The 25,622-nt window shown below is 62.2% G+C and carries 21 protein-coding genes and 1 pseudogene; 3 read left to right on the top strand and 19 right to left on the bottom strand.

The window, feature by feature from the left end; all coding sequences use genetic code 11:
• Nucleotides 1-54 precede the first annotated feature (54 nt).
• The 4 genes from E3Z29_RS14980 to E3Z29_RS14965 all read right to left on the bottom strand — a co-directional run bounded on the left by E3Z29_RS14980 (nucleotide 55) and on the right by E3Z29_RS14965 (nucleotide 3,377).
• The gene (locus E3Z29_RS14980) at nucleotides 55-1,407 is read right to left on the bottom strand and encodes an ATP-binding protein (protein ID WP_134786147.1); all 1,353 of its coding nucleotides are present in this window, start codon (nucleotides 1,405-1,407) and stop codon (nucleotides 55-57) included.
• On the bottom strand, nucleotides 1,383-2,048 hold the full coding sequence (locus E3Z29_RS14975) for a response regulator (RefSeq protein ID WP_134786146.1): 666 nt from the start codon (nucleotides 2,046-2,048) through the stop codon (nucleotides 1,383-1,385). Before E3Z29_RS14975 ends, E3Z29_RS14980 begins: the two co-directional genes overlap by 25 nt.
• 98 nt (nucleotides 2,049-2,146) lie before the next feature.
• Entirely contained in the window at nucleotides 2,147-2,584 is a 438-nt protein-coding gene (locus E3Z29_RS14970) for a hypothetical protein (protein WP_098968330.1), read from the bottom strand.
• 28 nt (nucleotides 2,585-2,612) lie between these two features.
• Nucleotides 2,613-3,377, bottom strand: coding sequence for a hypothetical protein (locus tag E3Z29_RS14965; protein WP_098968329.1), 765 nt, complete (start codon nucleotides 3,375-3,377; stop codon nucleotides 2,613-2,615).
• A gap of 194 nt (nucleotides 3,378-3,571) precedes the next feature.
• On the opposite strand from E3Z29_RS14965, the gene E3Z29_RS14960 reads away from it, so the two are divergent.
• Nucleotides 3,572-5,950 carry a DUF3772 domain-containing protein gene (locus E3Z29_RS14960; protein WP_134786145.1) on the top strand — a complete coding sequence of 793 codons (2,379 nt, stop codon included), beginning with the start codon at nucleotides 3,572-3,574 and terminating at the stop codon, nucleotides 5,948-5,950.
• 767 nt (nucleotides 5,951-6,717) lie between these two features.
• On the opposite strand, the gene E3Z29_RS14950 is transcribed toward E3Z29_RS14960, so the two are convergent.
• The 5 genes from E3Z29_RS14950 to E3Z29_RS14930 form a co-directional block, all read right to left on the bottom strand.
• Complete coding sequence (locus E3Z29_RS14950; protein WP_134786143.1) at nucleotides 6,718-7,482, bottom strand: ABC transporter permease; 765 nt, start codon at nucleotides 7,480-7,482, stop codon at nucleotides 6,718-6,720.
• Nucleotides 7,482-8,681, bottom strand: coding sequence for an ABC transporter substrate-binding protein (locus E3Z29_RS14945; protein ID WP_134786142.1), 1,200 nt, complete (start codon nucleotides 8,679-8,681; stop codon nucleotides 7,482-7,484). Before E3Z29_RS14945 ends, E3Z29_RS14950 begins: the two co-directional genes overlap by 1 nt.
• The gene (locus E3Z29_RS14940) at nucleotides 8,647-9,489 is read right to left on the bottom strand and encodes an ABC transporter ATP-binding protein (RefSeq protein ID WP_134786141.1); all 843 of its coding nucleotides are present in this window, start codon (nucleotides 9,487-9,489) and stop codon (nucleotides 8,647-8,649) included. Before E3Z29_RS14940 ends, E3Z29_RS14945 begins: the two co-directional genes overlap by 35 nt.
• The gene (locus E3Z29_RS14935; RefSeq protein WP_027614172.1) at nucleotides 9,486-10,556 is read right to left on the bottom strand and encodes an acyl-CoA dehydrogenase family protein; all 1,071 of its coding nucleotides are present in this window, start codon (nucleotides 10,554-10,556) and stop codon (nucleotides 9,486-9,488) included. The genes E3Z29_RS14940 and E3Z29_RS14935 overlap by 4 nt, the downstream gene beginning before the upstream one ends.
• Before the next feature lie 64 nt (nucleotides 10,557-10,620).
• Entirely contained in the window at nucleotides 10,621-11,166 is a 546-nt protein-coding gene (locus tag E3Z29_RS14930) for a carboxymuconolactone decarboxylase family protein (protein WP_003224264.1), read from the bottom strand.
• A 103-nt stretch (nucleotides 11,167-11,269) separates the two neighbouring features.
• Between E3Z29_RS14930 and E3Z29_RS14925 the strand changes: the two genes are divergently transcribed.
• Nucleotides 11,270-12,181: an AraC family transcriptional regulator gene (locus E3Z29_RS14925; RefSeq protein WP_027614170.1), complete on the top strand. Its 912-nt coding sequence runs from the start codon at nucleotides 11,270-11,272 to the stop codon at nucleotides 12,179-12,181.
• A gap of 622 nt (nucleotides 12,182-12,803) precedes the next feature.
• Nucleotides 12,804-13,265 (top strand): DUF3574 domain-containing protein, encoded by a 462-nt coding sequence (locus E3Z29_RS14920; protein WP_134786140.1) that lies wholly within the window; start codon nucleotides 12,804-12,806, stop codon nucleotides 13,263-13,265.
• On the opposite strand, the gene E3Z29_RS14915 is transcribed toward E3Z29_RS14920, so the two are convergent.
• From E3Z29_RS14915 to E3Z29_RS14870, 10 genes and pseudogenes are all read right to left on the bottom strand, one after another.
• Nucleotides 13,262-14,626, bottom strand: coding sequence for an APC family permease (locus E3Z29_RS14915; RefSeq protein ID WP_134786139.1), 1,365 nt, complete (start codon nucleotides 14,624-14,626; stop codon nucleotides 13,262-13,264). The genes E3Z29_RS14920 and E3Z29_RS14915 overlap by 4 nt on opposite strands.
• A gap of 41 nt (nucleotides 14,627-14,667) precedes the next feature.
• Nucleotides 14,668-17,056: pseudogene (locus E3Z29_RS14910) on the bottom strand (TonB-dependent receptor plug domain-containing protein).
• A gap of 809 nt (nucleotides 17,057-17,865) precedes the next feature.
• The gene (locus E3Z29_RS14905; RefSeq protein WP_003224252.1) at nucleotides 17,866-18,531 is read right to left on the bottom strand and encodes a sulfite oxidase-like oxidoreductase; all 666 of its coding nucleotides are present in this window, start codon (nucleotides 18,529-18,531) and stop codon (nucleotides 17,866-17,868) included.
• Between the two features lie 68 nt (nucleotides 18,532-18,599).
• Nucleotides 18,600-19,655, bottom strand: a complete 1,056-nt coding sequence (locus E3Z29_RS14900; protein WP_134786138.1) for a substrate-binding domain-containing protein — start codon at nucleotides 19,653-19,655, stop codon at nucleotides 18,600-18,602.
• Nucleotides 19,656-19,686: 31 nt separating this feature from the next.
• Nucleotides 19,687-20,712: an ABC transporter permease gene (locus E3Z29_RS14895; RefSeq protein WP_098968320.1), complete on the bottom strand. Its 1,026-nt coding sequence runs from the start codon at nucleotides 20,710-20,712 to the stop codon at nucleotides 19,687-19,689.
• Nucleotides 20,705-22,255 (bottom strand): sugar ABC transporter ATP-binding protein, encoded by a 1,551-nt coding sequence (locus tag E3Z29_RS14890; protein ID WP_134786137.1) that lies wholly within the window; start codon nucleotides 22,253-22,255, stop codon nucleotides 20,705-20,707. The genes E3Z29_RS14895 and E3Z29_RS14890 overlap by 8 nt, the downstream gene beginning before the upstream one ends.
• Before the next feature lie 8 nt (nucleotides 22,256-22,263).
• A complete protein-coding gene (locus E3Z29_RS14885; RefSeq protein WP_134786136.1) occupies nucleotides 22,264-22,935 on the bottom strand; it encodes a methionine ABC transporter permease in 672 nt (223 codons plus the stop codon).
• The gene (locus tag E3Z29_RS14880; RefSeq protein WP_134786135.1) at nucleotides 22,932-23,732 is read right to left on the bottom strand and encodes a methionine ABC transporter ATP-binding protein; all 801 of its coding nucleotides are present in this window, start codon (nucleotides 23,730-23,732) and stop codon (nucleotides 22,932-22,934) included. The genes E3Z29_RS14885 and E3Z29_RS14880 overlap by 4 nt, the downstream gene beginning before the upstream one ends.
• Nucleotides 23,729-24,538: a MetQ/NlpA family ABC transporter substrate-binding protein gene (locus tag E3Z29_RS14875; RefSeq protein WP_134786134.1), complete on the bottom strand. Its 810-nt coding sequence runs from the start codon at nucleotides 24,536-24,538 to the stop codon at nucleotides 23,729-23,731. Before E3Z29_RS14875 ends, E3Z29_RS14880 begins: the two co-directional genes overlap by 4 nt.
• 27 nt (nucleotides 24,539-24,565) lie before the next feature.
• Nucleotides 24,566-25,618, bottom strand: coding sequence for an isopenicillin N synthase family oxygenase (locus E3Z29_RS14870; RefSeq protein WP_134786133.1), 1,053 nt, complete (start codon nucleotides 25,616-25,618; stop codon nucleotides 24,566-24,568).
• Nucleotides 25,619-25,622 lie beyond the last annotated feature (4 nt).

Here is a 25,622-nt window from a genome sequence, read left to right as displayed (position 1 = left end):
TGGCGTGAGCCATAGCATGCCTGTCACCGTCGCTTTTTTAAATGCAGGGTTCTCTCACAACCTATCTTTCAACCACAGCGAAACACGCAAGCCACACCGCCCCACTTCATCGACAAAACTCAAACCCACCCGAATCCCCGTCCGTTCGGCGATCGCCCTGACAATCGACAGCCCCAACCCGGACCCGGCCTCGCCGGTGCCCAGGCTGCGGTAAAACGGATCGAACACCAGCGCCTGTTCTTCGGCGCGGATGCCCGGCCCCGAGTCCTTGATTTCGATGCGCGCGCCCTGCTCCGTCCGTTCGACGCTGAGGTCGACTCGTCCGCCCGCCGGGGTATAGCGGATGGCGTTATCCACCAGGTTCTTGATCAGGATGATCAGATCCAGTTCGCTGATGACGACCTGCACATCCTCGACGCTCTCCACGCCGATATCGATGTCTTTGTTCTCTGCCAGTGGCAGCAGGTCTTCCAGCACTCGGCGGAACACTGCATGCACCGACACGGCGGCCTCGGCGCGTTGCGCGATTGATTGTGCGGCGGCCAGAGCGAGCAATTGCTCGATCAGCTTGCGACTGCGCTCGATCCCCTGAGCCAGCGGCAGAAAGTTCTGCCGGGTGTCAGCCGACATGGGCGTAGCGGCCAATCGCTCAGCCTGCAGCGACAGCGCCGTCATCGGCGAGCGCAGTTCATGGGCGGCATCGGCGATAAACCGTCGTTGCGCCTCCATCGCCTGCGCAACGCGGCGCAGCAATCGATTGATCGCCACGACGAAGGGCCGGATTTCGCTCGGCAAGTGCTGTTCATCAATCGCATGCAGCGCCTGTTGGTCGCGCTGATCGATTTCCGCCGAGAGCGTCGCGATCGGGCGAAACAGCTTGCGCACCAGATCCCCCACCACCAACAGCAGCACCGGAAACAGAATCAGAAATGGCAGCAGGCTGCGCCAGGCGCTTTCCCGGGCTTCCTTGTCGCGCACATCGGCTTCCTGCGCGACCGCAATGCGTTCGCCTGCCGAGGTGGTTCTGACCAGCACACGATAGTGTTCACCGGCGATATTCAGCGTCGCCAGACCATCGGCCAGGGTCAGGGGAAAGGGCAACGGAATGCTCGCGTCATCAGTGCCGACGGCTTTGCTGCTGTCGGCCAGGTATTGCACGGTGATCCGCGAGTCTTCGTCATCGCCAACGACCTGCCCGGCAGCGGGATAACCCAGGGTCATGTGCTGCCGATCGAACAGCAGCGCCACCTGACGCAGGCTTTCGTCCTGCATTTCGTGCGCTTCGTCGAGTGCCGAGAAGAACGCGAATGCACCGGCGAGCAAGGCGACAATGAGAATCGCCAGAGACAGCGTGATGGAAAGCCGTGACTGCACCGAGTCGCTCAAACGCCTTTTGAAACCATCCATCCCATCCCCCTGACATTCCTGATGACATGGTTGCCCAGTTTGCGCCGCAGCGAATGGATCAAAAACTCCACCGCGTTGCTTTCCACTTCATTGCCCCAGCCGTAAATCCGGTCCTCAAGCTCGCTGCGCGAGAGAATCGCCCCCGGACGAATCAACAGCGCCTGCAACAGCGCAAACTCGCGGCTGGAAAGCTGCACATCGGCGACTTGCGCGGTGGAGGCCTGTTTCGAAATCAGGTTCAGCGACACCTCGCCGTTATCCAGCAACGATTGGGCGTAACCGCCGCGACGGCGCAATACCGCTCGCATGCGTGCCAGCAACTCGGCCATGGCGAACGGTTTGAGCAGGAAGTCATCCGCGCCGCCATCGAGGCCACGCAGCCGGTCATCGAGGCCATCGCGGGCGGTGATAATCAGCAGCGGCACGGGGTTGTTGCGCGCGCGAATGGCATCCAGCACATCGAGCCCGTCCTTGCCGGGCAGGCCGAGGTCGAGCAACACCAGATCGTAGGTCTGGGTGTCCAGCGCCGCCAGCGCGGTGAGGCCGTTTTTCACCCAGTCGGTGGCGTAGCTCGCTTCCTTGAGCGCCGCCTCGATGGCTTCGCCAATCATCAGGTCATCTTCGACCAGCAGAATCCGCATGCAGCGCTCCGACAGAAAAAGGCGCGACGGTCATTGCCATCGCGCCTGTATTGAAGCACTTGAACCGACGTTTGTCCGCCGCCGGTTCAGCGCTGCGATCACTGCTTGCCGTTCATCGAATCGAAGGCCTTGAGCAGGTCGTCCATGGCCGCCTTGCAGTCAGCCTGCTTCGGCGAGTTGGCGCGCAGAGCATCCAGCGCGCGGTCAATGGCCTTGTCCAGTACATGCCAGTCGGCAGCGGCACGCGGCTTGATGCCGGCTTCGGCAGAGTCCCAGGAGGTCTCCAGATCCTTGATCCGGGTCTTGGCGCCGAGCAGGTCGTTTTTCTCGACCAGCGTGCTGACGTCAGCGGCGATGTTGCGGAACTCGCTCAGGTCACCCAGCTTCGAGCCCGATTGCGGCGGCGCGCTCAAAGAGCTGGTCGGCGTGCCGGCAGCGGGCTTGTCGGCGGGTTTCGAGCAGCCGGCGAGGCTGCCGAGCAGCACCAGAGACGAGATGATCGCGACGTGGCGAAAAGCCGTTTTGAAGGCGTGCATATTGATTCCTTGATGGGTATCCAAACGTTTATTGAGTGAGGGTTTTGCGATTGCCAAGGCTGATCTGCGCGACCGCCACCAGCAGCACGATGACGCTGAGGAAGATCGCACTGGTCCAGGCGGCGCCCATGCCCAGGCCACCGTAGGTCTTGGCCTGAGTCAGCAAGTCACCGAGAGAGGCGCCGAACGGACGGGTGAGGATGTAGGCGATCCAGAAGGTCAGCACCACGTTGGCCCCCATCCGCCAGGCCAACAGCGTCGCCGCGATCAGCGCGCCGAATATCACTGCACCGACGGTGAAGCCCAACCCCAACGCTTCGGTTGCCAGGTCCCCGGCGGCAGTGCCCAGGGCAAAGGTGCAGAGCACAGTGGACCAGTAAAAAAGCTCGCGCCGCGGCGTGTTGATTTCGCGGATCGACAGGTTGTTCTCCATCGTGAACCAGATCAGGAAGTTAACGGCCAGCAACACCGAGAACACCGCAGTGCTGACGTACAGGCTGATGTCGAGCATGTCGGTCATGATGTCGGTGATCTGCGTGCCGACGATGCTCACCAGCACCACGGTCAACCAGTAGATCCAGGGCGTATACGCGGTTTTACGCATTTGAAAGAACAGCGCGCACCCGAGTAACAGCGCCATGCCGATGCTGGTCCAGCCAGCACCGAAACCGGCATCCACGGCGAGAAAGTCGGCGCCGGTTTCACCCACGGTCGTCGAGAGAATCTTGATCACCCAGAAGGCCAGTGTCACTTCGGGGACTTTGTTAAGCCATCCGGCTTTAGCGGGATTCATGTGTGGATCGCCTCTCCTGTCCAGCGCTGAACTTGCGCTGGGGGGAAGATACGAGCCAATACTTAGCTGAGACTGAGGGTGTGCACGGCGCGGCCGATCCACTGGTCCACCCTGCTCACCTGAAATTTTCCGCCGTGCCCGGTTCGATCACCTAACCTCATAGCTGGTGTGATCAACGAGAACCGGCCCCTCTCATGCGCAACACATTGAAGTCATTGTTTTTTGTCGCGCTGCTGCTCGCTGCGGGCAGTTCGGCGTTGTGGGCGGCGGATTTGCCGGCGCCTTCGGCGACTACTGCGGCGCCGCTGGTGGAGGTCTCGCAAAGTGATCTGCAAGCCCTGCAACTGCGCCTCGATGGGCTGAAGCAGCAGATTTCCGCCGCCAACAACTACAACCAGCTCGAAGGCCCGCAAGACCGGGTACAGACGTTCATTCTGGACATCGATCGGTTGTCGGCTTCTCTGTTGCCGCAGCAGGCACAACTGGCGGTGCAACTGGGGGTGCTCGGCGCGGCGCCGGATACGCAGATTGCCGCCGAACAGGCGGAAATCGCCGCGCAACGGGCGCAGCTCAGCGAGCAGAAAAACAAGGTCGACGCCACGCTCAAAAGCCTTGCCGCGCTCAAACAAAGCGCCGCCGAGCTGATCACGCAAATCGCCGGCATCCGCCGCACACTGCTCGAAAGCGAACTGACGCTGCGCACCGACAGCATCCTGAGCCCGGACTTCTGGTCGCCATTGGTGTCGCCAGAGCCGGATGATCGTCAGCGCCTGAATTTTTTCATCAATCAGGTGAAACTCACCTGGACCACGGTCTGGGCGCCCGGCCAGCGGTTTTTCACCTGTGTGCTGATGCTGCTGGCGCTGGCTTTCTGGACGGTCGGCCGCCGACTCGCCGAGCGCGGGCTGACCTGGTTGTGCATCCACCGCATGCCGGAGGGGCGCCTGCGCCGCAGCGCGCTGGCGTTCGCTTCGGCGCTGGCGACCCTTGGCACCACGGCCATCGCCCTGCATCTGCTGTTCTACGCCTGCACCCGCCACGAACCACTGACGCCCATGCTGCAGACTTTTTCCGAGGAGTTTGAAAAAGCCGTTTACGCCTGCGTCCTGATCACCGCGTTGAGCCGCGCGCTGCTGTCGACTCAGCATCCTTCATGGCGGCTGCCGGCGATGGCCGACTCGGTGGCGCTGGCGTTGCGGCCCTATCCAAGGATTCTCGCTGCCACTCTGCTGGTGCTGGTAACGCTGGTGCAGGTCAGCAACGCCACCGGCATGAGCAGCCAGATCGTGATCGCCCAGCGCGGCGTAATTGCCATCGTGGTGATCGTGATTCTGGTGCCGCTGCTGTTGCGCGTCGGCAGAGTGCGCAAGGCGTTGCTCACCGCCAATGAACCGGAGGCCGGCAGCACGTTTGCCGGGGCGATCTACAGCATTGCCACGGTGTGCATGTGCGTGTCGGCGCTGGCCTTGCTCACCGGCTACGTGTCGCTGGCCCGCTTCGTCACCTATGAATTGGTCTGGGCCTATATCGTGCTGGCCGGGTTCTATTTGCTGGTGCAGGTGGTCAAGGATGCCTGCGAATACCTGTTCTCGCCGCGCTACTCCGCCGGCAAGACCATCAAGCAGACCCTGGGCATGGGCGACCGGCGGCTGGAGCAGATTTCGATTGTGCTGTCCGGTGCCAGCCGTGCCGGGCTGCTGTTGCTGGCGGTGATCACCCTGTTCGTCGGCGGCATCGGCACCACGTTCGGACAATTGACCACCAATGTCATGGGCATTCTCGGCGGCGCCGGGTTGCGCAAGCTGAACATCGTCCCGGCGCATCTGATCAATGCGGTACTGGCGCTGCTGATCGGCATCTACCTGATCCGCGCTTTGCGCCGCTGGCTCGACAACGAATTCCTGCCCAAGACCGACATGGATCCGGGCATGTGCGCGTCGTTGAGCACGCTGTTTTCCAACATCGGTTATGCCACGGTCATCCTCCTGACGCTGTCGTCGCTGGGCGTGCGCTGGACCAATCTGGCGTGGATCGTCAGTGCGCTCTCGGTGGGGATCGGTTTCGGCTTGCAGGAGATCGTCAAGAACTTCGTCTCCGGGCTGATCCTGCTCACCGAACGCCCGGTGAAGGTCGGCGACCTGATCAGCATCAGCGGCGTCGAGGGCGACATCCGCCGGATCAACGTGCGCGCCACGGAAATCCAGCTCAGCGACCGCTCCATCGTGATCGTGCCCAACTCTCAACTGATCTCGCAGAACCTGCGCAACGTCACCCTCGGCGGCAGCGCCCAGGGAGTGGCAAGCCTGGAGCTGATGTTCCCGCTGGACATCGACCCCGAACAGGTCAAGGAATTGCTGCTGAACACCTACCACGAAAACGAAAACATCCTCGACAAACCGGCGTCGTACGTGCGCTTCAGCAAGCTGTCGCCGGATGGCATCACCTTGACGGTGACCGGCTACGTCGGCAGCCCACGGATTGTCGGCGGGACCAAGAGTGATTTGCTGTTCGAAATTCTCAAGCGGTTGGGGGATGCGGGGATTGCGCTGGCGAAACCAGCCTCCGCCCCGTAACAGCCCCCCTGTGGGAGCGGGCTCTGCGTTAAACACGGAATGTATGCCTGTCATTAATCCATTGTGGGAGCGGGCTTGCTCGCGAAGACGCCGGCACAGGCAAAATCTCCGACAACCGACACACCACTTTCGCGAGCAAGCCCGCTCCCACATGGGCTCTGCGCTAAACACAGAATGCATGCCTGCCATTGATCCGTTGTGGGTGCGGGCTTGCTCGCGAAGAGGCCGGCACAGGCAAAACCTCCGGCGACTGACACTCCGCTTTCGCGAGCAAGCTCGCTCCCACAGGGGCTCTGCGCTAAACACAGAATGCATGCCTGCCATTGATCCATTGTGGGAGCGGGCTTGCTCGCGAAGACGCCGGCACAGGCAAAACCTCCGGCGACTGACACTCCGCTTTCGCGAGCAAGCTCGCTCCCACAGGGGCTCTGCGCTGAACACGGAATGCATGCCTGCCATTGATCCGTTGTGGGTGCGGGCTTGCTCGCGAAGAGGCCGGCACAGGCAAAACCTCCGGCGACTGACACTCCGCTTTCGCGAGCAAGCTCGCTCCCACAGGGGCTCTGCGCTAAACACAGAATGCATGCCTGCCATTGATCCATTGTGGGAGCGGGCTTGCTCGCGAAGACGCCGGCACAGGCAAAATCTCCGACAACCGACACTCCGCCTTCGCGAGCAGGCTCGCTCCCACAAGGGGTTCTACGCTAAACACGGAATGCATGCTTGTCATTAATCCATTGTGGGAACGAGCCTGTTCGCGATGAGCCTCACGCCGGCGCCCAACGCCGATGCAGCCAGCGCGCGAACGCATCCAGGGCAAAGCCCAGTACGCCGATCAGCAGTACCATCGCCATCAGTTCCGAATACGCCAGTCGATCACGCGTATCGAGGATGAAGTAGCCCAACCCGGCGCTGACGCCGAGCATCTCGCACGGCACCAGCACGATCCACAGAATGCCGATCGACAGCCGCACTCCGGTCAGCACATGGCCGAGTACGCCGGGCAGGATCACTTTGCGCAGGGTTTCCCAGCGGGTGGCGCTGAGGCTGCGGCTGAGTTGCAGCCAGCGCGGGTCGAGCTGGCGCACGCCGGCCACGGTGTTGAGCAGGATCGGCCACACGGCGGCTAAGGTCAGCAGGAAGTAGATCGGCTGATCGCCAACGCCCAGCAGCATCACCACCACCGGCATCCACGACAGCGGCGAAATCATCCGCAGAAACTGAAACGCCGGCGTGGTCGCCGCTTCCAGATGCCGGTAGCTGCCGATCATCAAGCCCAGTGGCACGCCGATCAGCAGCGCCAGCAGCAGACCGACTAGAATCCGCTTCAGGCTGACCAGCACATGCTCGTACAGCTCCGGGCGCAGCAGCAGTTCGCCGAGGCTCGCCAGGGTCGCCTCGGGTGAAAAGCGCAGCGCCAGGCTGTCGTTGCCGCCGAACACGTGTACGCCCAGCCACCACAGCAGCAACAGGCACAACAGCCCCGCCACACCCAACAAACCATGAACGGCCGAAGAAGATCGCTGACGCATCAGAGGCTGAACTCCTCGCTGCGATCAAAGCTTTCCGGTAATCCGAATGCCTTCATCCCGCCGACTGTAGCAATGGCATTACGCACGAAGCGATCGTCTACCAGATCCCGGGCGGTTTGCTGCGGATCGAGGTTGGCAAGGAAACCCTTGTCGCCCTCGATCAGCGTGTCCTTCAGACGTTTGACCAGTTCTTCGGTGTAGCTGGGGAACGGGTACGGCTGAAAATCGATGCGCTGCTCATCCCAGTGGCTGTGCTGGATCGCCCCGCTGGCCAGATACTGCTCGCGGTCGCTAGTGGCCGGCGACAGCACCCGGTCGAGCACCGGTTGCGCGTGCGGCGTGTAGCGATTTTCGCCGTCCCTGGACAGCAGTTTCGCCGCCCCGGCGCGGTTGTCGCGGGTCCAGACCTGCGCCTTGACGATGGCGTTGACCACTTTCTGCGACCACTCGGGACGGTTGTTCAGATCCTGCTCATGCATGAACACCACGCAGCAGGCGTGATTGCGCCAGACGTCGCCGGTAAAGCGCTGTACCCGACCGACCTTGAGTTCCTCGGCCAGGGCGTTGAACGGCTCGGCGACGATGTAGCCGGCGATGCGTTTGCTCGCCAGGGCTGGCGGCATGTCCGACGGCGGCAGCACCAGCAGATTGACTTCGTTCGGCGCCAGCGCGGCGCTCGCCGACTTGCTCACCGGCACCAGTCCGTGGTCGCGGAACAGTTGCTGCACCACCACGTTATGAATCGAGTACCAGAACGGAATCGCCACCGATTGCCCACCGAGTTGCTTGACCTCGGTGATGCCCGGCGCCACGGTCAGACCCGAGCCGCCGACGTGGTTCCACGCCACGACCTTGGCCGGCACCTTGCTGCCGTAGCGCGCCCACACGGTCATCGGCGACAGCAGGTGAATCACGTTGACCTGTCCGGAAATGAACGCCTCGATCACCTGCGCCCAACTGCGCAGCAGCACCGGGCGTTCAGCCTGAATACCTTCGGCCTCGAACAGGCCATTGTTGTGTGCGACCAGCAACGGCGTGGCGTCGGTGATCGGTAGATAACCGATGCGCACTGGCGCGTTCGGCTCGGCAGCGGCGCGCGCGCTGAGGCTGTTGAGCAGCGGCAACGCACCGCCGGCAGTCAGCAGCGCGCTGAGTTTGAGGAAGTCACGACGTGTGTGAGTGAAGTCGTCCAGGCACATGGTCAATCTCCGACGTAGCGGGCACAGGTTGAGTGAGGGGGTTGCGGCTCGCCCGCCGAAGGGTTTTGAGGATGTCGATGCGCAGCGCGCCCAGTTCCTCGACCAGCTCGGCACGCGGCTGAGGCAGGTCGATGCGCCACTCGCCGAGGATGTGCGCCGGGCTGTTACCCAGTAGCAGAATCCGCTCGGAAAGCAGCAGGGCTTCGTCGATGTCGTGGGTGATCAACACGGCAGCGGTGTGGTGCTCGGCGATCAATTGCAGGAGCAACTGCTGCATGTCGGCGCGGGTGATTTCATCCAGCGCGCCGAACGGTTCATCGAGCAACAGCACCTGCGGCTGCCGCGCCAGACAGCGGGCCAACGCGGTGCGTTGGGCCATGCCGCCGGACAACTGCATCGGGTGCTGCAACCGCGCGTGTTCGAGGCCGACCGCAGCGATGGCGTGGTCGATCCGCGCCTTGCGCTGCTCGGCCGTGAGATGCGGCTGGCGGGCGAAGTCGAGACCGAAGGCGACGTTCTTTTCCAAAGTCAGCCACGGCAACAGGCTCGGGTCCTGAAACGCCACCGCCACCCTTGGATGTGCGCCGGTCAGCGGCTCGCCAAGCAGGCTCACCCGCCCCTGTTGCGGCGTCTGCAAACCGGCCAGCACTCGCAGCAGACTGGATTTGCCGACACCGCTGGGGCCGAGAATGGTCACCACTTCACCGGGCTGCAATTGCAGGTCGAAGTGCTCCAGCACGGTGTGCCAGCCCTGCTCTCGCGGGTAGCCGAGGCTGATGCCCTGCGCCTCCAGCACCGGCGCCGTCATGCCGTCGCTTCCCGTTTCTGCCGCTGCAATTCGGCGCGCAGTTGCACCAGGCTCGGAGTGACAATCGGCACGAACGCCGACTCGCGCCAGCGCCGGGCGAAACCGCTGCCGTGCTCGGTCAGATAAGCCTTGCCGCCGCTGGATTGCAGTTCCAGTTGCACGGCGTTGGCAGCGGATTCGGCCAGCGCGATGCGGATCTGGAACAAGGCGCCCGGCTGGGTCAGGAAACGTCCGTCGTGCAGACCCTGCTTGAGCGCATCGACGCTCTGCGCCAGTTGCTCGCGTTGTTCCTGCAACGGCTCCAGCAGAATCGAACGGCCGTCCTGCAAATGTCCTTCGACCTCGGCCAGCGCCCGTCGCGCCAGACCAATCGCCATGCCGCACTGCAAGCCGAGGAACGCCGGGCGCACCGCTGGCAGAAACTTGCGCGCATCTTCATGCAGCAGCCATTCGCGTCCGACCGCCACTTGCGCGAAATCGATCGCAGCCGTGTTGCTCGATTGCAGCCCCATCAGTTGCAGATCGGCGGAACGTTGTACGCCGGCAGCGTCATCGGCGATCGCCAGCACGAACGGCGAACCGCCCTCCTCGTGCTCTATTGCCGCCGCCACCACGAAACCGCTTTTGCGCAGATTGGTCACCCAGTGCAGGCGCCCGTTCAAGGTCCAGCCGTCTGCGGTGTTGGCGGCACGCACTTGCAGTGCCTCGATGCCCGACAGGTATTTCATCGCGTTAGACAAACCGGTGGCGCCGGCCAGTTCGCCGCTGAGCAACGCCGGCAGCAGTTTTTCCCTCAGCGCAGTGTTGGGGCTGTGCAGCAGGTATTCGATAAAGGCCCGTTGGCCCCAGAACACAAACGCCGCCGCCAATGAATGGCTGGCGACGGCAGCCAGGGTTTCCACAGCATCACTGACGTGGCCACCGCTGCCGCCCAGCGCCGGGCTGATGCCGACCCGTAGCACCCCGGCCTGCGCCAGTTGCGTCAGCACCTGTTGCGGATCGCCGTCGCCCGCATCCAGGGCCTGGGCGTTGTGTTCCAGCCATTGCATCAATGCCGGATTGAGCATGTCGTTTCTCTCCTTGTACGCAGCCGCATCAACCATAGACGATGCGGCCTGAAGCGCTGGCCGATTACGCGCGATACGGCGCCAGCTCGGGGTTGAGCGGCGTGTCGGCGAACACGTTGGCGAAGTTGCACAGGGTCGCCAGGCTGATGCCGAGGATCACTTCCAGCGCATTGCCTTCGGTGTAGCCGGCAGCCTTGAACTGGTTGAAGGTCTGGTCGCTGACCTTGCCCCGGGTGGCAATCACTTCGCGGGCAAACGCGGCCAGGGTTTCCAGTTTTTCCACGGGCACGGTGGCTTTCTCACGCAGCGCACTGACCACTTCCGGCGGCAGTTTTGCCTTATTCAGCGCGACGGCGGTATGACCTGCGACACAGAAATCGCAACCATGGTGGGTGGCCGCAATCAGTTGCACCACTTCGCGCTCGGCGAGGCTGAGTTCGGACTTGCCATTGAGCGCCGATACCGTAACGTAGGTTTCCAGCGCGGCCGGGGCATTGGCCAGCACGGCCAGCAGGTTCGGAATGAATCCGGAGTTTTTCTGCGCATTTTCCAGAAACGGTTTGGCGGCTTCGGGAGCGCTTTGCACGGTGTGTAGAGTAAGGCGCGACATGGAGTGGACTCCTGCTGTTGAGTGTCCGGCCAGTCTGTTGGTTATAAAAATTTCGATCCATATTCTAAAGTAGCGATTACTTGCTCCTGAGTGTTTCCATTAGATGATTTCGTCCAGCCCACTGGTTGATTGGTTATTAGAAAGCCTCGAACTCGATGCGAGCCTGTTTCACATCGGCCGCTATTGCGGTGGCTGGCATGCAAGTACGCACGGACTGGCGCGCGCCAGTTTTCACTTGATCGTGCAGGGGCGTTGCTGGCTGCACATTGACGGGCAGGAGCAGCCAATTCCGCTGAACACCGGAGATGCGGTGTTTCTGCTGCGCGATCTGAACTACCGCCTCTCCAGCGCCGAAGAGCCGGCCCTCGCCCAAACGCTGCCGCGCAGGGCCATGACCGCGCTCGACAGTCAGGCACAGGATGGCGTCGGGCTGGTCTGCGGGTTCTTTCATTTCAAGTCCGGGCTGTCGTCGCTGATCATCGAAGGCCTGCCGGACTGGATCATCCTGCGCGCGGGCGACCCTTCTTCGAGCGCGGCGCGAGCCTTGTTCGAGTTGATCCTGCAAGAGTGCGAACGCTTGCCGGCGCCCTCCTCGGCGCTGCTCGAACGCTTGAGTCATCTGCTGTTTTTGTATGTGTTGCGCCAACAGATGGCCGACAACCAGAGCCTCGGCGGCCTCGTGGCTTTGGCGCGCAATCCGCAGTTCGCGCCGTTGCTGGACCAGTTGATCGAACAACCGCAATTGCCGTGGTCGCTGGAGAGCATGGCGGCGAGTATCGGCCTGTCGCGCTCGGCGTTTTTCAAACGCTTCAACGAACTGGCCGGGCAATCGCCGGGGCAAGTGCTGCTGGCGTTGCGCATTCGGCATGCCTGCCAGTTGCTGCGGGCCAATCACACGGTGGAACAGGTGTGCGCGGCCGTGGGCTATCAGTCGATCGCCGCATTTACCCGAGCGTTCGCCAAGTCGGTGGGGGTGCAACCGGGGGCTTATCGCAAGCAGCATGAGGGGCGCTGAGCGACCTATTTGCAGATGGCGTTTCTCAGCGTCGATCAGCACACCACACAACCTGTGGGAGCCGGGCTTGCCCGCGATGGTGGCGGTACATCCCGCACCTTCATTGCCTGACACACCGCTTTCGCTGGCAAGCCAGCTCCCACATTGGATCTGTACTGATCACCAACCGTGAGCACACCACACAACCTGTGGGAGCCGGGCTTGCCCGCGAAGGCGGCGGTACATCCAGCACCTTCATTGCCTGACACACCGCTTTCGCTGGCAAGCCAGCTCCCACATTGGATCTGTGCTGATCACCAACCGTGAGCACACCACACAACCTGTGGGAGCCGGGCTTGCCCGAGATGGTGGCGGTACATCCCGCATCTTCATTGCCTGACACACCGCTTTCGCTGGCAAGCCAGCTCCCACAGGGGAGATGTTTCGATCAGCGGATTTGTGTACACCACAAAACCTGTGGGAGCCGGGCTTGCCCGCGAAGGCGGCGGTACATTGAGCATCCAGGACTCGTTGGTTTCTTATTCCATTAATCAACCAAAAAACCACTTTTTAATCTTTTATGGCTATTAACCCCGCCCCTTATAATTGCGCGTCTGCACTAACTCATAAAAAGGGATATTCCATGCAAAGACGCCTGTTACTGGCTGCACTGTTTGTCGCTGTCGCCGGGTGCGCCAATCCTCCTGCTGTTTCGGTGCACACCAAAGACCCTGCCAGTTCGACCCTGCAAGGTGATGCCACGCGTCCGGCACAGGCACAGTGGATCCGCACCGAGCTGTACTTCTCGGTGGGCACCGTGGATGGCAAGGAAGGCGCGGTCAGCCCGGCGCGCTGGCGTGAGTTTCTCGACAAGGAAGTGACGTCGCGGTTTCCCGACGGTTTCACCGTGTTCGATGCCTATGGGCAGTGGCGTGATCATGGGGCGAAGGAGCCGGAGCGGCTGAGTACCAAAGTGATCGTGATCCTGCACGAGAACAATCCGCAGAACGCCGGCAACATCGAGGCAATTCGACTGGCGTACAAACGCATTACCGGGGATCTGTCGGTGCTGCGTCTGTCGCAACCGGCCGACGTATCGTTCTAATCGTTCATCTGTCCGAGAGCTTGCCGAGGCGTCGACGCTAGGCGGCTCAATCCCACCAGCAGCAGCGCACCGACCACCAACACGCCAATCCCCAGAAACGCGCCCCACCCCACCACCGTCACGCTCGAATAGAGCATGTACAGGCACAGCCCGAAAAACAGCAGCGGCAACAGCGGATACCACGGCACCCTCACCGGCCTCGGCACCTCAGGGAAACGCCGGCGCAGGATGATCAACGCCAGGCTGCTGAAGCTCAGAAATAGCCAGTACACCGGGGTCAGGTACTCGACCATGGTGTTGAAGCCGCTCTGGGTGAAACTGCCGAACAGCACCAGCAACAATGCCACCGCGCCCTCCGCCAGCAAGGCCTTGCGCGGCACGCCGTCGCGTTCGTGCCACTCGCCAAAACGACGCAACTGCGGCACATCGCGAGCAGCGGCATAGGTGGTGCGGGCGCCGACCAGCAAGGTCGAGTTGATCGTAGCGATGGCCGCGATGCCCACCATCAGCAGAATCAGCAGCACTCCCGGCGCACCGAATGCACGGTTCAACAGTTCCACCGCCGGTGCATTGCTCGCCGCCAGTCCGGCGAATCCCAGGCCTCGCACAAACGCCCAGTTAAGCGCCAGATAAATCGCCATCAGCAGCGTCAGCGCACCGAGCATGGCGATGAAAATCCCTCGCCGCCCATCGCGCACTTCCGCCGATAATGTGGCCGCATCGCTCCAGCCGCCAAACGCCAGAAACACAAAAATCATCGCCGCCGAAAACCCGGCCATACCGGTGTTTTCCGGCGCAACCGAAACGCTCGCTGGCGCTGCTTCAACCCCCTGCCACGCCAGCCACACCCCGGCGCTGGCGATGCTCAGAAAGCCCAGCGCCAACAAGCCCACCAGCAAGGTCTGAGTGATGAAACCGATGTGCTTGCCAGTGAGATTGAGCAGCACCAGCGCGGCGATCACCCCGCCGGCAAACAGCCCCGAGCCGTATCGACCGAGCGGCACCACGGCATTGACGTAATCGGCAAACATGAACGCCGACAAGGCGATCCAGCCGGTGTGCATCACCGAAAAGCGCGACCAGGCGAACAGGAAACCCATGCGCTCGCCATAGGCCGTGCGCAGAAAGTGATAGTCGCCGCCAGGATGTGGAAATGCCGCGGCCATTTCGGCAAAGCACAACGCCCCGGCCATCGACGCCAGGCCGCCGAGCACCCAGACCCAGTAGAACCAGGCAGGCCCGACGTTCAGCGCCACGGTTGGCGCGGTTTTCAGGATGTCGGTGGTGATCACCATGCCCAGCGTGATCAGCAACGCCTGCAGCACCGGCAGATGGCGCTTGGGGCCGTTGGAGTGATTCATGGAGAGTTCCGCAAAAAGTCCGCCATCCGTGGCGGATCGGCTCAGAAGCCGTAGGTGGCGCTGGCGTAGTAGTACGCGCCGTTGGTGCCGATCGGCGACAGCACGTCATACGGCAGGTTGCCGCCGTAATTGATCGCCGAGCCGGAGCGCTCCGGGTAGTTGTCGGTGAGGTTGTTGCCGCCCAGGGCGACGCTGAATTTCGGGGTGAATTTGTAGGTCACCTCGGCATCCAGTTGCCACACCGCGCCATAGGTCTGCTCCGGTTGCGAGTCGCCGAAATCGAACACCCGGGTGGTCTCGCCCTGACGGGTCAGACGCCCGAGCAGGCCCCAGTGTTCGCTGGCCCAGTTGGCGGAAAACACGAAACGATCCTTGGGCGCAGCGTCGGTCAGGGTGTTGGTTTCTTCGACACCGACCAGTGCATCGTTGCCGATACCCAACGCCGTCAGTTGCGAGGGTGTGCCTTTGGTGTTGGTGACTTTGGTGTGGTTGTAGGTGTACGCGGTGGTCAGGCCCAGTTGCCCTTCGTACAGCGGCTGATGGTAGTTGAGCACCAGTTCGGCGCCATGGGTGCTGGTGTCGGCGGCGTTGGTGAAGAAGTTCACATCATGCACCCCCGGCCACGCCGAAGTTGTCGTTGATGTATTGCTCCATGGCGTCGCTGCCGATGCGCTGCGACAGGGTGATGCGGTCCTTGACGTCGATGCGGAACACATCGAGCGAAGCGTCGAAGCGTTCGTTGAGCTGGAAGGTTAGCCCCAAGCTGAAGTTCTTCGAGGTTTCCGGATCGAGCTTCTCGGCCCCCAGCGCGCGGGCGATCGGGTCGTTGACCGAGAGCACACGAATATCGGTGAGCGTGCCGCCTTCGCCGAAGTTGCTGGTGGTGTTCTGGAAACCGCTCTGCGCCAGCGATGGCGCGCGGAAGTTGTTCGACACCGCACCGCGCAGCGCCCACTGCTCGGTCAGTTTGTAGCGACCGCTGAGCTTGCCGGTGAGTTTGCTGCCGGCATCATCGTAATGTTCCCAACGCGTGGCGGCGTCGACGAAGAAGCGCTCGGTGAGATCGCCCGACAACTCGGCGTAAGTCGCGAACACATTGCGGTCCAGGTCCGACTCTTCGCTGGGGCGCAGACCGTTGGCACCGTCAGCGCCGGAGCCAATGTAGGAGGCCTCGTCACCCGCGTAGGTCAGGTAGTTTTCGTAACGGTATTCACCACCCAGCGCCAGCACGAACGAGCGTCCACCGAGGCGCAGCTCGCGGCTGAAATCGAGGTTGGTGGTGGTCTGGCGCAGCTCGTAATCGCCGGTGTCGAATTTCGTCGGCGAGTCCTCGCCGAGGCTGACGTTAAGGGTGCGGCGGGTGGATCCGTCGAAGCGGTTACGGCCATGGGTAAGGCTGCTGTCGAAGTCCCAGTCTTCGCCGATCATGCCTTTGAAACCGGCGGTGGCAGAGACGTCCTTGTTGTCGCCCAGCGACTGCGGCAGGTAGCCGTTGGGATAGAACTGCGGCTGCTCGTAGGGGTAGCGATAGAATTCGGCGCCGGTGGTGTGGCGCTGGTTGTAAGTGCCGAAGCTGTAGGCTTTGCCGCCGGCCAGCGGCAGTTCGCTGTTGAACCACAGGTTGACGTCCCGCGCCAGGCCGTCGCCCATCACGTAATTGCGCTGGTCGGGGGTATCGGCAAAGCCATCGAAACCGGCGCGGTTGGTCGGGTTGCGATTTTTGTACTCGGTGCCGCCACGAATGAACCCGCCCTCTTCACCCAGACGCGTGCCGATCTTGGCCGTGGTCACGCTGTTCTGGCCGTCGGTGGTGGTTCTGCCGATGGCGTCCTGATGGGTGTGAAACGCGCCGTAGCTGGTGGACACTTCCCCGCCCTCGGGCGCGTCGTCGAGGATGATGTTGATCACCCCGGCAATCGCATCGGAACCGTACTGCGCACCGGCGCCGTCGCGCAGCACTTCGATGCGTTTGATCGCGCTGATGGGGATCGAGTTGAAGTCCACCGGCGCCGTACCGCGACCGATTTTCGACGAGTCGTTGACCACCGCTGAAGTGTGACGACGCTTGCCGTTGACCAGCACCAGCACCTGATCCGGGCTCATGCCGCGCAGCTGTGCGGCGCGCACGTGGTCGGCGCCACCGGAGTTGGACTGACGCGGCATGCTGAACGATGGCAGCAACGTTTGCAGCGCCTGACCCAGCTCACCGTCGGCCGCGCCGGTGGACTTGAGGTCGGTGGCAGTCAATATGTCAACCGGCACCGGAGAATCCAGCACCGTGCGAGCAGTGCCACGGGTGCCGGTGACCAGCACGGTACCCAGCCGTGTGTCATCGTTAACGCGCGTGGAAGTGTCTTCGGCTTGCGCCGGAACTTGCCAGATCGCACCGACAACCGCGATGGCCAGTAATGAACGGGAACGCTGATACATGGGACAGATCCTTTATCGCAGCTAATACCCGGCCGTTGCCGACAATAAAGGTTCGGCAATCAATGCACGGCAATGTCTGCTGTAGTTTTAGAAAGCAGGAAGGTGGTGAAGGCTGGTTAAACGTATTGAGTTGGTTAAGCGCAGAATCCCCAAAGTTAGTTATTTCCCCTTGAACACCGATGCTAGACGGGCAGAGGTTTGCCGTAAAAGAACCAATAACACTTAGGTTAGATCGGGTTGAATAATTGTATTTAGTCCAACACAAGTGTTGCTGGACAAACACTGAAGCCGTAACTAACACCAACTAATTCGAGATCAGACAAAGATCTTTTGTAGGAGTGAGCCTGCTCGCGATAGCTATCGTTCAGTCACCGAAAATATCGACTGGGCTGGCCCCTTCGCGAGCAAGCCCGCTCCCACAGGTCTGACTGGGTGAACACTGACTTCTCATCCACCACAGATCCAATGTAGGAGTGAGTCTGCTCGCGATAGCGGTGTATCAGCCACCAAATTAGTTGAATGTCCGGGCCCCATCGCGAGCAGGCTCACTCCTACAGGTTGATCGGGGTAAACGCATAGTTATCATCCATCACAGATCCAATGTAGGAGTGAGCCTGCTCGCGATAGCGGTATATCAGCCACCGAAGCAGTTGAATGTCCGGGCCCCATCGCGAGCAGGCTCACTCCTACAGGTTGATCGGGGTGAATACATTGCTTTCATCCACCGCAGATCCAATGTGGGAGCGGGCTTGCTCGCGAAGGGGCCAGTCCAGTCACCCGAGATGTTGACTGCAAACATGCGCAAACCTTTAGTCGAATTCCTTTTCCAGCCAGGCATCCGCGGCGATGTCCAGGGCCTGCGCACTGAAGCGTTGTTCCGCAAACGGGTCGGCGTGCAGGTGAAAGCCGTTGCGCTCCCAGAAACCGGGTTGTTCTTCGTCGACAAACTCCAGACCGCGCAGCCATTTGGCGCTCTTCCAGAAGTAGCGCCCGGCGACCACCAGCCGCAGTGGCCAGCCGTGCTGGGCGGTCAAGGGTTGGCCGGCGTAATGGGTGGCGAGCAGGCTGTCCGGGTGCAGCAGGTCGTCCAGCAACAGGTTGGTCTGGTAATCGTGATCGGCGTGGGCCATGACAAAACGTGAAGCGGGCTGGATCCCGAACTCGCTCAGCAGATCCTGCAGATGCACCCCGCTCCACTGCGTGTCGAACTTCGACCAGCGTGTCACGCAATGAATGTCACATTGCAGCTCGCGCTGCGGCAACCTTTGCAGGTCAGCAAAACTCAACTCGACGACACGTCCGACCTTGCCGAACAGGCGCAGTGACCAGGTTGCCAACTCATACTCCGGCACCGTGCCTTCGTGGAGGATCGGGAAGCGCTCCGTCAACACCTGCCCCGGCGGCAAGCGTTGACCGAGCGCCGGATCAGCCTTGGGTGCGCGGCTGTTGCGCAAGCGCATGGCTTTGTTGTGCATATTCACTCCCAAGCGCGTCAGGATGCCTGCCGCGCATACAGCGCATCACCCGGTGATAACGGCTGCATTTAGTTCGCCACAGGAATCCACTCGGCCCGCGCCACGTTGGCGGTATCACCGAACGCCGGGAGTTTCTGCGCCAGGTCGCGGACGTTTTTCACGTCCAGATCGAGCAATTGCTGACGGGTGATCAGGGTCGGTGGCACCAACACCTGATGTCCCGGATTTTCGCCGGCAATCAACATCGCCAGACTGCGCACGCTGATCGCCCCCGCCACTTGCGGATTGACCGCGGCGGTCGCCGCCCAGGCGCTGTCAGGTTCTTTCATGATCTGAATGTCGGCGGTGGAGATGTCGGCGCTGTAGATCTTCACCTTGCGCCCCAGACCGGCCTCGTCGACGGCGATCTTCGCGCCTTTGGCAAACTCGTCGAACGGCGCGAAGATCACGCTGATATCCGGATTGGCGCGCAACACCGCGCTGGCCTGATCCGCCACCGAGTTGGCAATCGGCGGGTTGAGCGTGCCGAAACGCGCCTTCTCGATGATGCCCGGATTGGCCTTTTTCACCTGACCCCAGATCTCGTCGCGGCGCTCCATCGGCGTGAAGCCGCTGATGTACACATAACCGGCATCGAACCGCGTGCCGTTGTCCTTCACCGCCTGATCCAGCGCCAGTCGCGCCAGTGCATGGTGATCCTGCTCGACCTGGGTCACCTGCGGGCTGTTCAGGTCAACGTCGAACGCCACCACCTTGATGCCTTTGGCGATCGCCCGGTCAATCGGTCCCTTGAGGGTTTCCGCCAGGCCCAGTTGCACGATGATCCCGTCTACGCCGAGGTCGATCGCCTGATCGATCATCTCGCCCTGACTCGCTGCCTGCTGCCGCGCATCGAACACCCGCAGATTGGCCCCCAGCGCCTCGGTCTGTTTCTCCACCCCGCGCAGGTACGCCTCGGGAAAGTCCCCGGAAAACAGATAGCCGACCAGCGCGATCTGCACCTGACCTTTATCGAACGGCGCCGGAGCACCTGGCAATGCCTTGGCCTGAGCACTCAAAGCCAATGCCGAGAGCACCGCGCCGGCGAGGCAATGGCGTGCGAACTGCTTGATTGAACCGTGCATACATCTTCCTTGCAGCGACAAATGAACCGGCTCAGCGCGCCCGATGCGCGAGGCCGAAGGTGAACATCAGGGCCAGCACCAGCACCAGTCCCTTGACGAAATCCTGCGCGTAATACGGCGCGTTGAGCATGGTCAGGCCATTGAGCAGCGACGCCACCAGCAGTGCGCCGACCAACGTGCCGAAGGCATTGGGCTTCTTCGCCCCGAGCACGGCAAAACCGATCAGCGCCGCGCCGAGGGCGTCGAGCACCAGACCGTTGCCGGAGCTGACATCACCCCGACCCAGGCGTGCCGCCAACAGCAACCCGCCAAGCGAAGCGAGCAATGCCGACAGTACGTAAGCGAGCAACTTGAAGCGCTGCACTGGCGCGCCTGCCAATCGCGCTGCCTGCTCGTTGCCGCCAATCGCATAAAACAACCGGCCGATGCGCGTGCGCTCAAGAAACAGCCACACCGCCAGCGCCACCAACGCAGTGATCAACACCGGCACCGGCACCACGTCCCACAAGCGTCCGCGGCCGAGGGCGAGAAACGCCGTACTGAACGTGCCTTCGGTTTCCACGCCACTGGGCAAGGTCATGCCCACCGCAATCGAGCGTCCGCCCGTGGGAATCAGTTGCACGCCGATCACCAGAAACATGCTGCCCAGCGTCGCGAGAATGTCCGGCACCCGCAGCTTGACGATCAGCCAGCCATTGAGCAGCCCGACCAGTGCGCCACCGGCCAGACTGATCAGCACCGCCGGCACCGCGCCCCAACCGAGCACCACCATCACGTAACTGGCGATCATCAGGCTCATCGCCGCCACCGCACCAATCGACAGATCAAGCCCGCCGACCGCCATGGTCAGGGTCACGCCAAGGGCCAGCAGTGCGACGATCGACACCGACTGCAAGATGCTGAACAGATTGCCGACGCGCCAAAACGCCGGCTCCGCGACACTGAAAAACACCACGATCAGCGCCAGCAGCCACAACAGGCCGTAGCGGATCAGCGCTTGCAGCAGGCGCTCGGCGGGTGCCGTAGCGGCAGACAACAATGAACTCGAATCAGGCACTCGCTCTGCTCCTTGGCGTGGCATGAAAGGGATTTTCGCTAGCGTCGCTGCCGGCCAGCGCAGCGACCAGGGTCGCGCGTTCAAGACCGGCGCGCGGGTATTCGGCGACCACCGCGTGATCGCGCACCAACAGAATGCGGTCGGCGATTTCCAGGGTTTCATCGACATCGGCGCAGATCACCAGGGTCGCGCGGCCGCCGGCACTGTCGCGCAGCAACTGGCCGATCTCGCGACGGGCGCGCACGTCGACACCCTGAAACGGTTCATCGAGAATCAGCACCCGCCCGTCCCCGAGCAGCCAGCGACCCAGCACAACTTTCTGTTGATTGCCGCCGGACAGCGCGCTCATCGGCACCTCGATGCCGGCGGTCTTGATCCCCAGCGCCGCGACTTGCGCCTCGACCGCTGCGGCTTCGGCGCGGTTGCGAATGAACCCGGCACGGGTGAAGCGCTGCAGAAACGGCAGCGTCAGGGTGCGGCGCAGGGAAAAGTCGGGCACCAACGATTGACTGGCGCGATCCTCCGCTGCGAGAAACACACCGCTGCGAATCGCCGCCCTTGGCGAACCCGGCAGCCAGTCCATGCCGTCCAGTTGCAGGCTGCCAGCCACGGCTTTACGCAAGCCGAACAGCACTTCGGCGATCTCGCTTTTGCCAGCGCCGAGCAGCCCGGTCAGCACCACCACTTCGCCTTGGTGCAGGTCGAAATCGAAACGACTGGAGCTCGGCAAAATCTGCAAACCGCGCACACCAAGGACTTTTCGGCCCACGCTGCCGGGCGTGTAGACATGCCCGTCCAGCGCCTGCCCGAGCATGGCGTGCACCGCTTCCGGCAACTGCCGTGCGCTGAATTCCCCGGCCAGTCGACCATCGCGCAGGACAATGGCGCGATCCGCCACCCGTTGCAGATCGGACAAGCGATGGGAGATGTACAGAATCGCCACGCCCCGGCTGCGCAGGGTATCGATCAACCCGAACAGCCGCTGCGCCTCGGCATCCGACAAGGCGGCGGTCGGCTCATCAAGAATCAGCAGACGCGGCTGCAGGGCAAAGGCCCGCGCCAGCACCACCAACTGCCGTTCGGCCAGGCCAAGGTGTTCAATCGGCTGCTCCAGCGGCAATTCCAGGCCCAGCCCGGCGGCGATACTCGCGGCGCGTTCCAGCAAGCGTTTGCGATTGAGCCAGAAGTCCGCGTCAGGCTTGCACAACTCATCGAGCAGCAGGTTTTCCGCCACGCTCAAACCGGGCGCAATGCCCTCGTTGATCTGCTGATGCACCGCGACAATCCCGACCCGGCGTGCCGACAGCGGCGAACTGAATTGCCGGGGCTGGCCGTCGATGTAAATCTCGCCGTCATCGGCGCGCTGGCTGCCGGCGAGAATCTTCACCAGCGTCGATTTGCCGGCACCGTTGGCACCGAGCAACGCCACCACTTCGGCGGGATGAATCTGCAGGCTGACGCGATCCAGTGCGCGGTTCGAGCCGAAGGTTTTGCTCAGTTCACGCACTTGAACCAGCGGCGCGCGGGCCACGACGACACTCATAAAATTCCTTAACGCCGATGGGCCAGCGAACGCACCAGCCGGTCGCCCAGGCTCTGCACGCCCTGCACCAGAATGACCAGCACCACCACGGTGGCGACCATCACTTCATTGTTGAAACGCTGATAGCCGTAACGGATCGCCAGATCACCGAGGCCGCCACCGCCAATCACCCCGGCCATGGATGAAAAACCGATCAGCATCACCAGCGTCAGGGTGATCCCCGCCAGTAGTGCCGGCAGCGCTTCGGGCAGCAGCACTTTGAAAATCACATGACGGATATCGCCGCCCATGGCGAGGATCGCTTCGATCCGGCCCTTGTCGACTTCGTCCAGCGCGTTCTCGACGATCCGCGCAAAAAACGGAAACGCGCCAATGGTGATCGGCACCACCGCCGCGGTGCTGCCGAGGGTGGTGCCGACCACCAGTCGGGTCAGCGGAATCAGCGCAATCAGCATCACCACAAAGGGTAGCGAGCGCCCCAGATTGACCAGCGAACCCAGCGCGGCATTGAGCCGTGGCAGCGGCCACAGGCCGTCGCGGCGACTGACAAACAGCAACACCCCGAGCGGCAAACCGATCAGTAGCGTGAACAGCCCGGCAAGCAAGACCATGTACAGGGTTTCGCCGGTGGCGTTGAACAGCAGTTGCAGGATTTCATCCCAGTTGATCGCGCGGTTCATGACTGGGCCGCCCGCACGCCGTATTGCTTGAGGAAGCTGAGCCCGGGGATGTCGTGGCCCAGCGGCAGGCCGCAGGTCGGACGTAACGAAGTGCCGAGACTCGATTGCGCATCGGCGAGCAAGCGCGGCACCGGGCCGGACTCGACCAGACGCCCGTCCGCCATCAACGCCGCGTGATCGCAGATCGACTTGACCACCTCCAGCTCATGGGTGATCAGCACGATGGTCACGCCCAGTTGCCGATTGATATCGCGCAGCAGCTCAAGAATCGACGCCGTGGTTTCCGGATCCAGTGCACTGGTGGCTTCGTCCGACAGCAGATACGCAGGCTCCGCTGCCAGGGCGCGGGCAATCCCCACCCGTTGTTTTTGCCCACCGGACAACTGCGAGGGAAACGCTTGCGCCTTGTCCGTCAAACCGACCAGTTCCAGCAGTTCGCGCACCCGCACATGGCGCCACGGTTTGCCGACGTTGGCGATTTCCAGCGGCACGGCGATGTTGTCGAACACGGTGCGCGAATGCAGCAGATTGAAGCCCTGGAAGATCATGCCGATGCGCTGACGCTGGCGGCGCAGGTCGCTGGGCGACAGGGTCAGCAGGTCCACGCCGTCGATCAGGATTCGCCCGCTGTCCGGGCGTTCAAGCAGATTGAGACATCGCAACAGGGTCGACTTGCCCGCCCCGCTGCGCCCGAGGATGCCGTAGATCGCGCCGTCGGGAATACTCAGCGACACCTGATCCAGTGCTGGTGCCGGCGCCGACGGGTAGGTCTTGCGCAACTGCTCGACGACGATCATGGCTTGCCATCCTCCACCGGAATCACCGAACCCTTGAAGTTATCAGTGATGTATTTCGCCACTTGCGGCGAGGTCAGGTCTTTGGCCAGTTGTGCGATGCGCGGATCGTTTTGCAGTGTCGGCGTGGTCACCAGAATGTTGGCGTACGGATTGTGCTCGGCCTTCTCCAGCCCCAGCGCATCCTGGGCCGGCACCAGTCCGGCTTCCAGCGCGTAGTTGCCGTTGATCACCGCAAGGTCGACATCGTCCAGGGCCCGAGGGATTTGCGGCGATTCGATTTCAAGGATCTTCAGCTGTTTCGGGTTCTCGGCGATGTCTTTGGGTGTGGCCTGATCGGCTGCCGGATCCTTGAAACCGGGCTTGAGTTTGATCAGCCCGTTGTCCTGTAACAGGTACAGCGCACGGCTCAGGTTGGTGACGTTGTTGGGAACCGCCACGGTGCCTTTTTCCGGCACGTCGGCGAAGCTTTTGTGCCGGCGCGAATAGATGCCCAGCGGCTCGATATGCACCGTGGCGGCCACCGCGAGTTTCTGCCCCAGCGCTTGTTCCTGGGATTTCAGATAAGGCAGATGCTGGAAGTAATTGGCATCGACATCGCCATGCACCAACAGCTCGTTGGAGTTCACGCCGTTGGGAATCTCGATGACCTTGAGCTTGAGTTGCGGATCGATTGTCTGGATGTACGCGAGAATCTGCGCGTGCGGTACCGGGTCGGCGGCCACCCGCAACGGCTCCAGTGCCTGAGCGCCGAACGAAGTCACCAGCGCGCCGAGCACGGCCAGGGTCAAACCTGCTTTTTTCAACATGTGCGGAGTCCTTGAGCGAGTGATGAATCAGGCGTTGGCGGTTTTACGAGCCGGTGCGGCGGGCATCAGCGCGTCGGCATAGAAGCGCCGGGCGACGTCGGGGTGCGAACGCAACCGACCCTTGAGGTAGTTCCAGCCGACATCGCGAAACAACGGATTGAGCGGATCACTCGCCGGGCCACGCGCTTCGCGCAGCAGCGCGGTGGGCAACGGATACAGCGGCACCACGGCATCGAGTTGCGCGCCGAGGAAGAAGGCGATGGACAAGCGTTCGCTGCCTGCGGGCGGCGACACCACTCGATGCACCGTGGCGCGCAGATAGCCGTTGGTGGCCAGCTCCAGCAGTTCACCGATGTTCACCACCAGCGTGTTGTCGCGGGGCAGCGCATCGATCCAGCGCCCTTCCTCGACCTCCACTTGCAGACCGGCCTGCTGGTCTTGCAGGAGAAAGCTCAGGAACCCGGAATCCTTGTGCGCGCCGACGCCTTGCTGGCTCGCGTTGGCGGCTTGGCCTGGATAGCGCATCAACTTGATGTGTTCGTTGGGTTTGTCGCCGTACAACTGATCGAACGCGTCCGCCCGCAGCGACAACGCCTGGGCAAAGGCACGCAGCAGACGCAACGCCATGCGCGTCATCGCCTGTTGCCATTCGAGCAGCAGTGGTTTCAGTTCTGGCAGCGCCGCCGGCCATTGGTTGGGCCCCTGCAACCGAGCCCACAACGGACTGTCCGCGTCCAGCGGCAACGCTTCGCGCTCGGCGCCGAGATCGAATTGCTCACGCCAGTCGGGTTGACCACGGGTGATCTCGGAAGCGGCACGGTTGTAACCGCGAAAATGCGGCGAATTGATCATGCCGACGGCGGTCTTTTCCTGCTCGGACAAGGCGAAGAACTGCCGGGCGTGATCCTGCACCTGCTTGAGCAGGTGGCTGTCGATGCCATGGCCGGTGAGATAGAAAAAGCCGACGTCACGCGCGGCGTGACGCAGGTTTTCAAGAAATTCATAACGCTGTTGCGCGGTGCCTTCGAACAACGAAAGGTCCAGCGTCGGCAGCGTGGTGATATCGAGGGTATGCGGCATGATT

Source organism: Pseudomonas sp. S150, assembly GCF_004526365.1.
Classification (GTDB): Bacteria; Pseudomonadota; Gammaproteobacteria; order Pseudomonadales; family Pseudomonadaceae; genus Aquipseudomonas; species Aquipseudomonas putida_A.
This window is presented reverse-complemented; position numbering and strand designations above follow the sequence as displayed.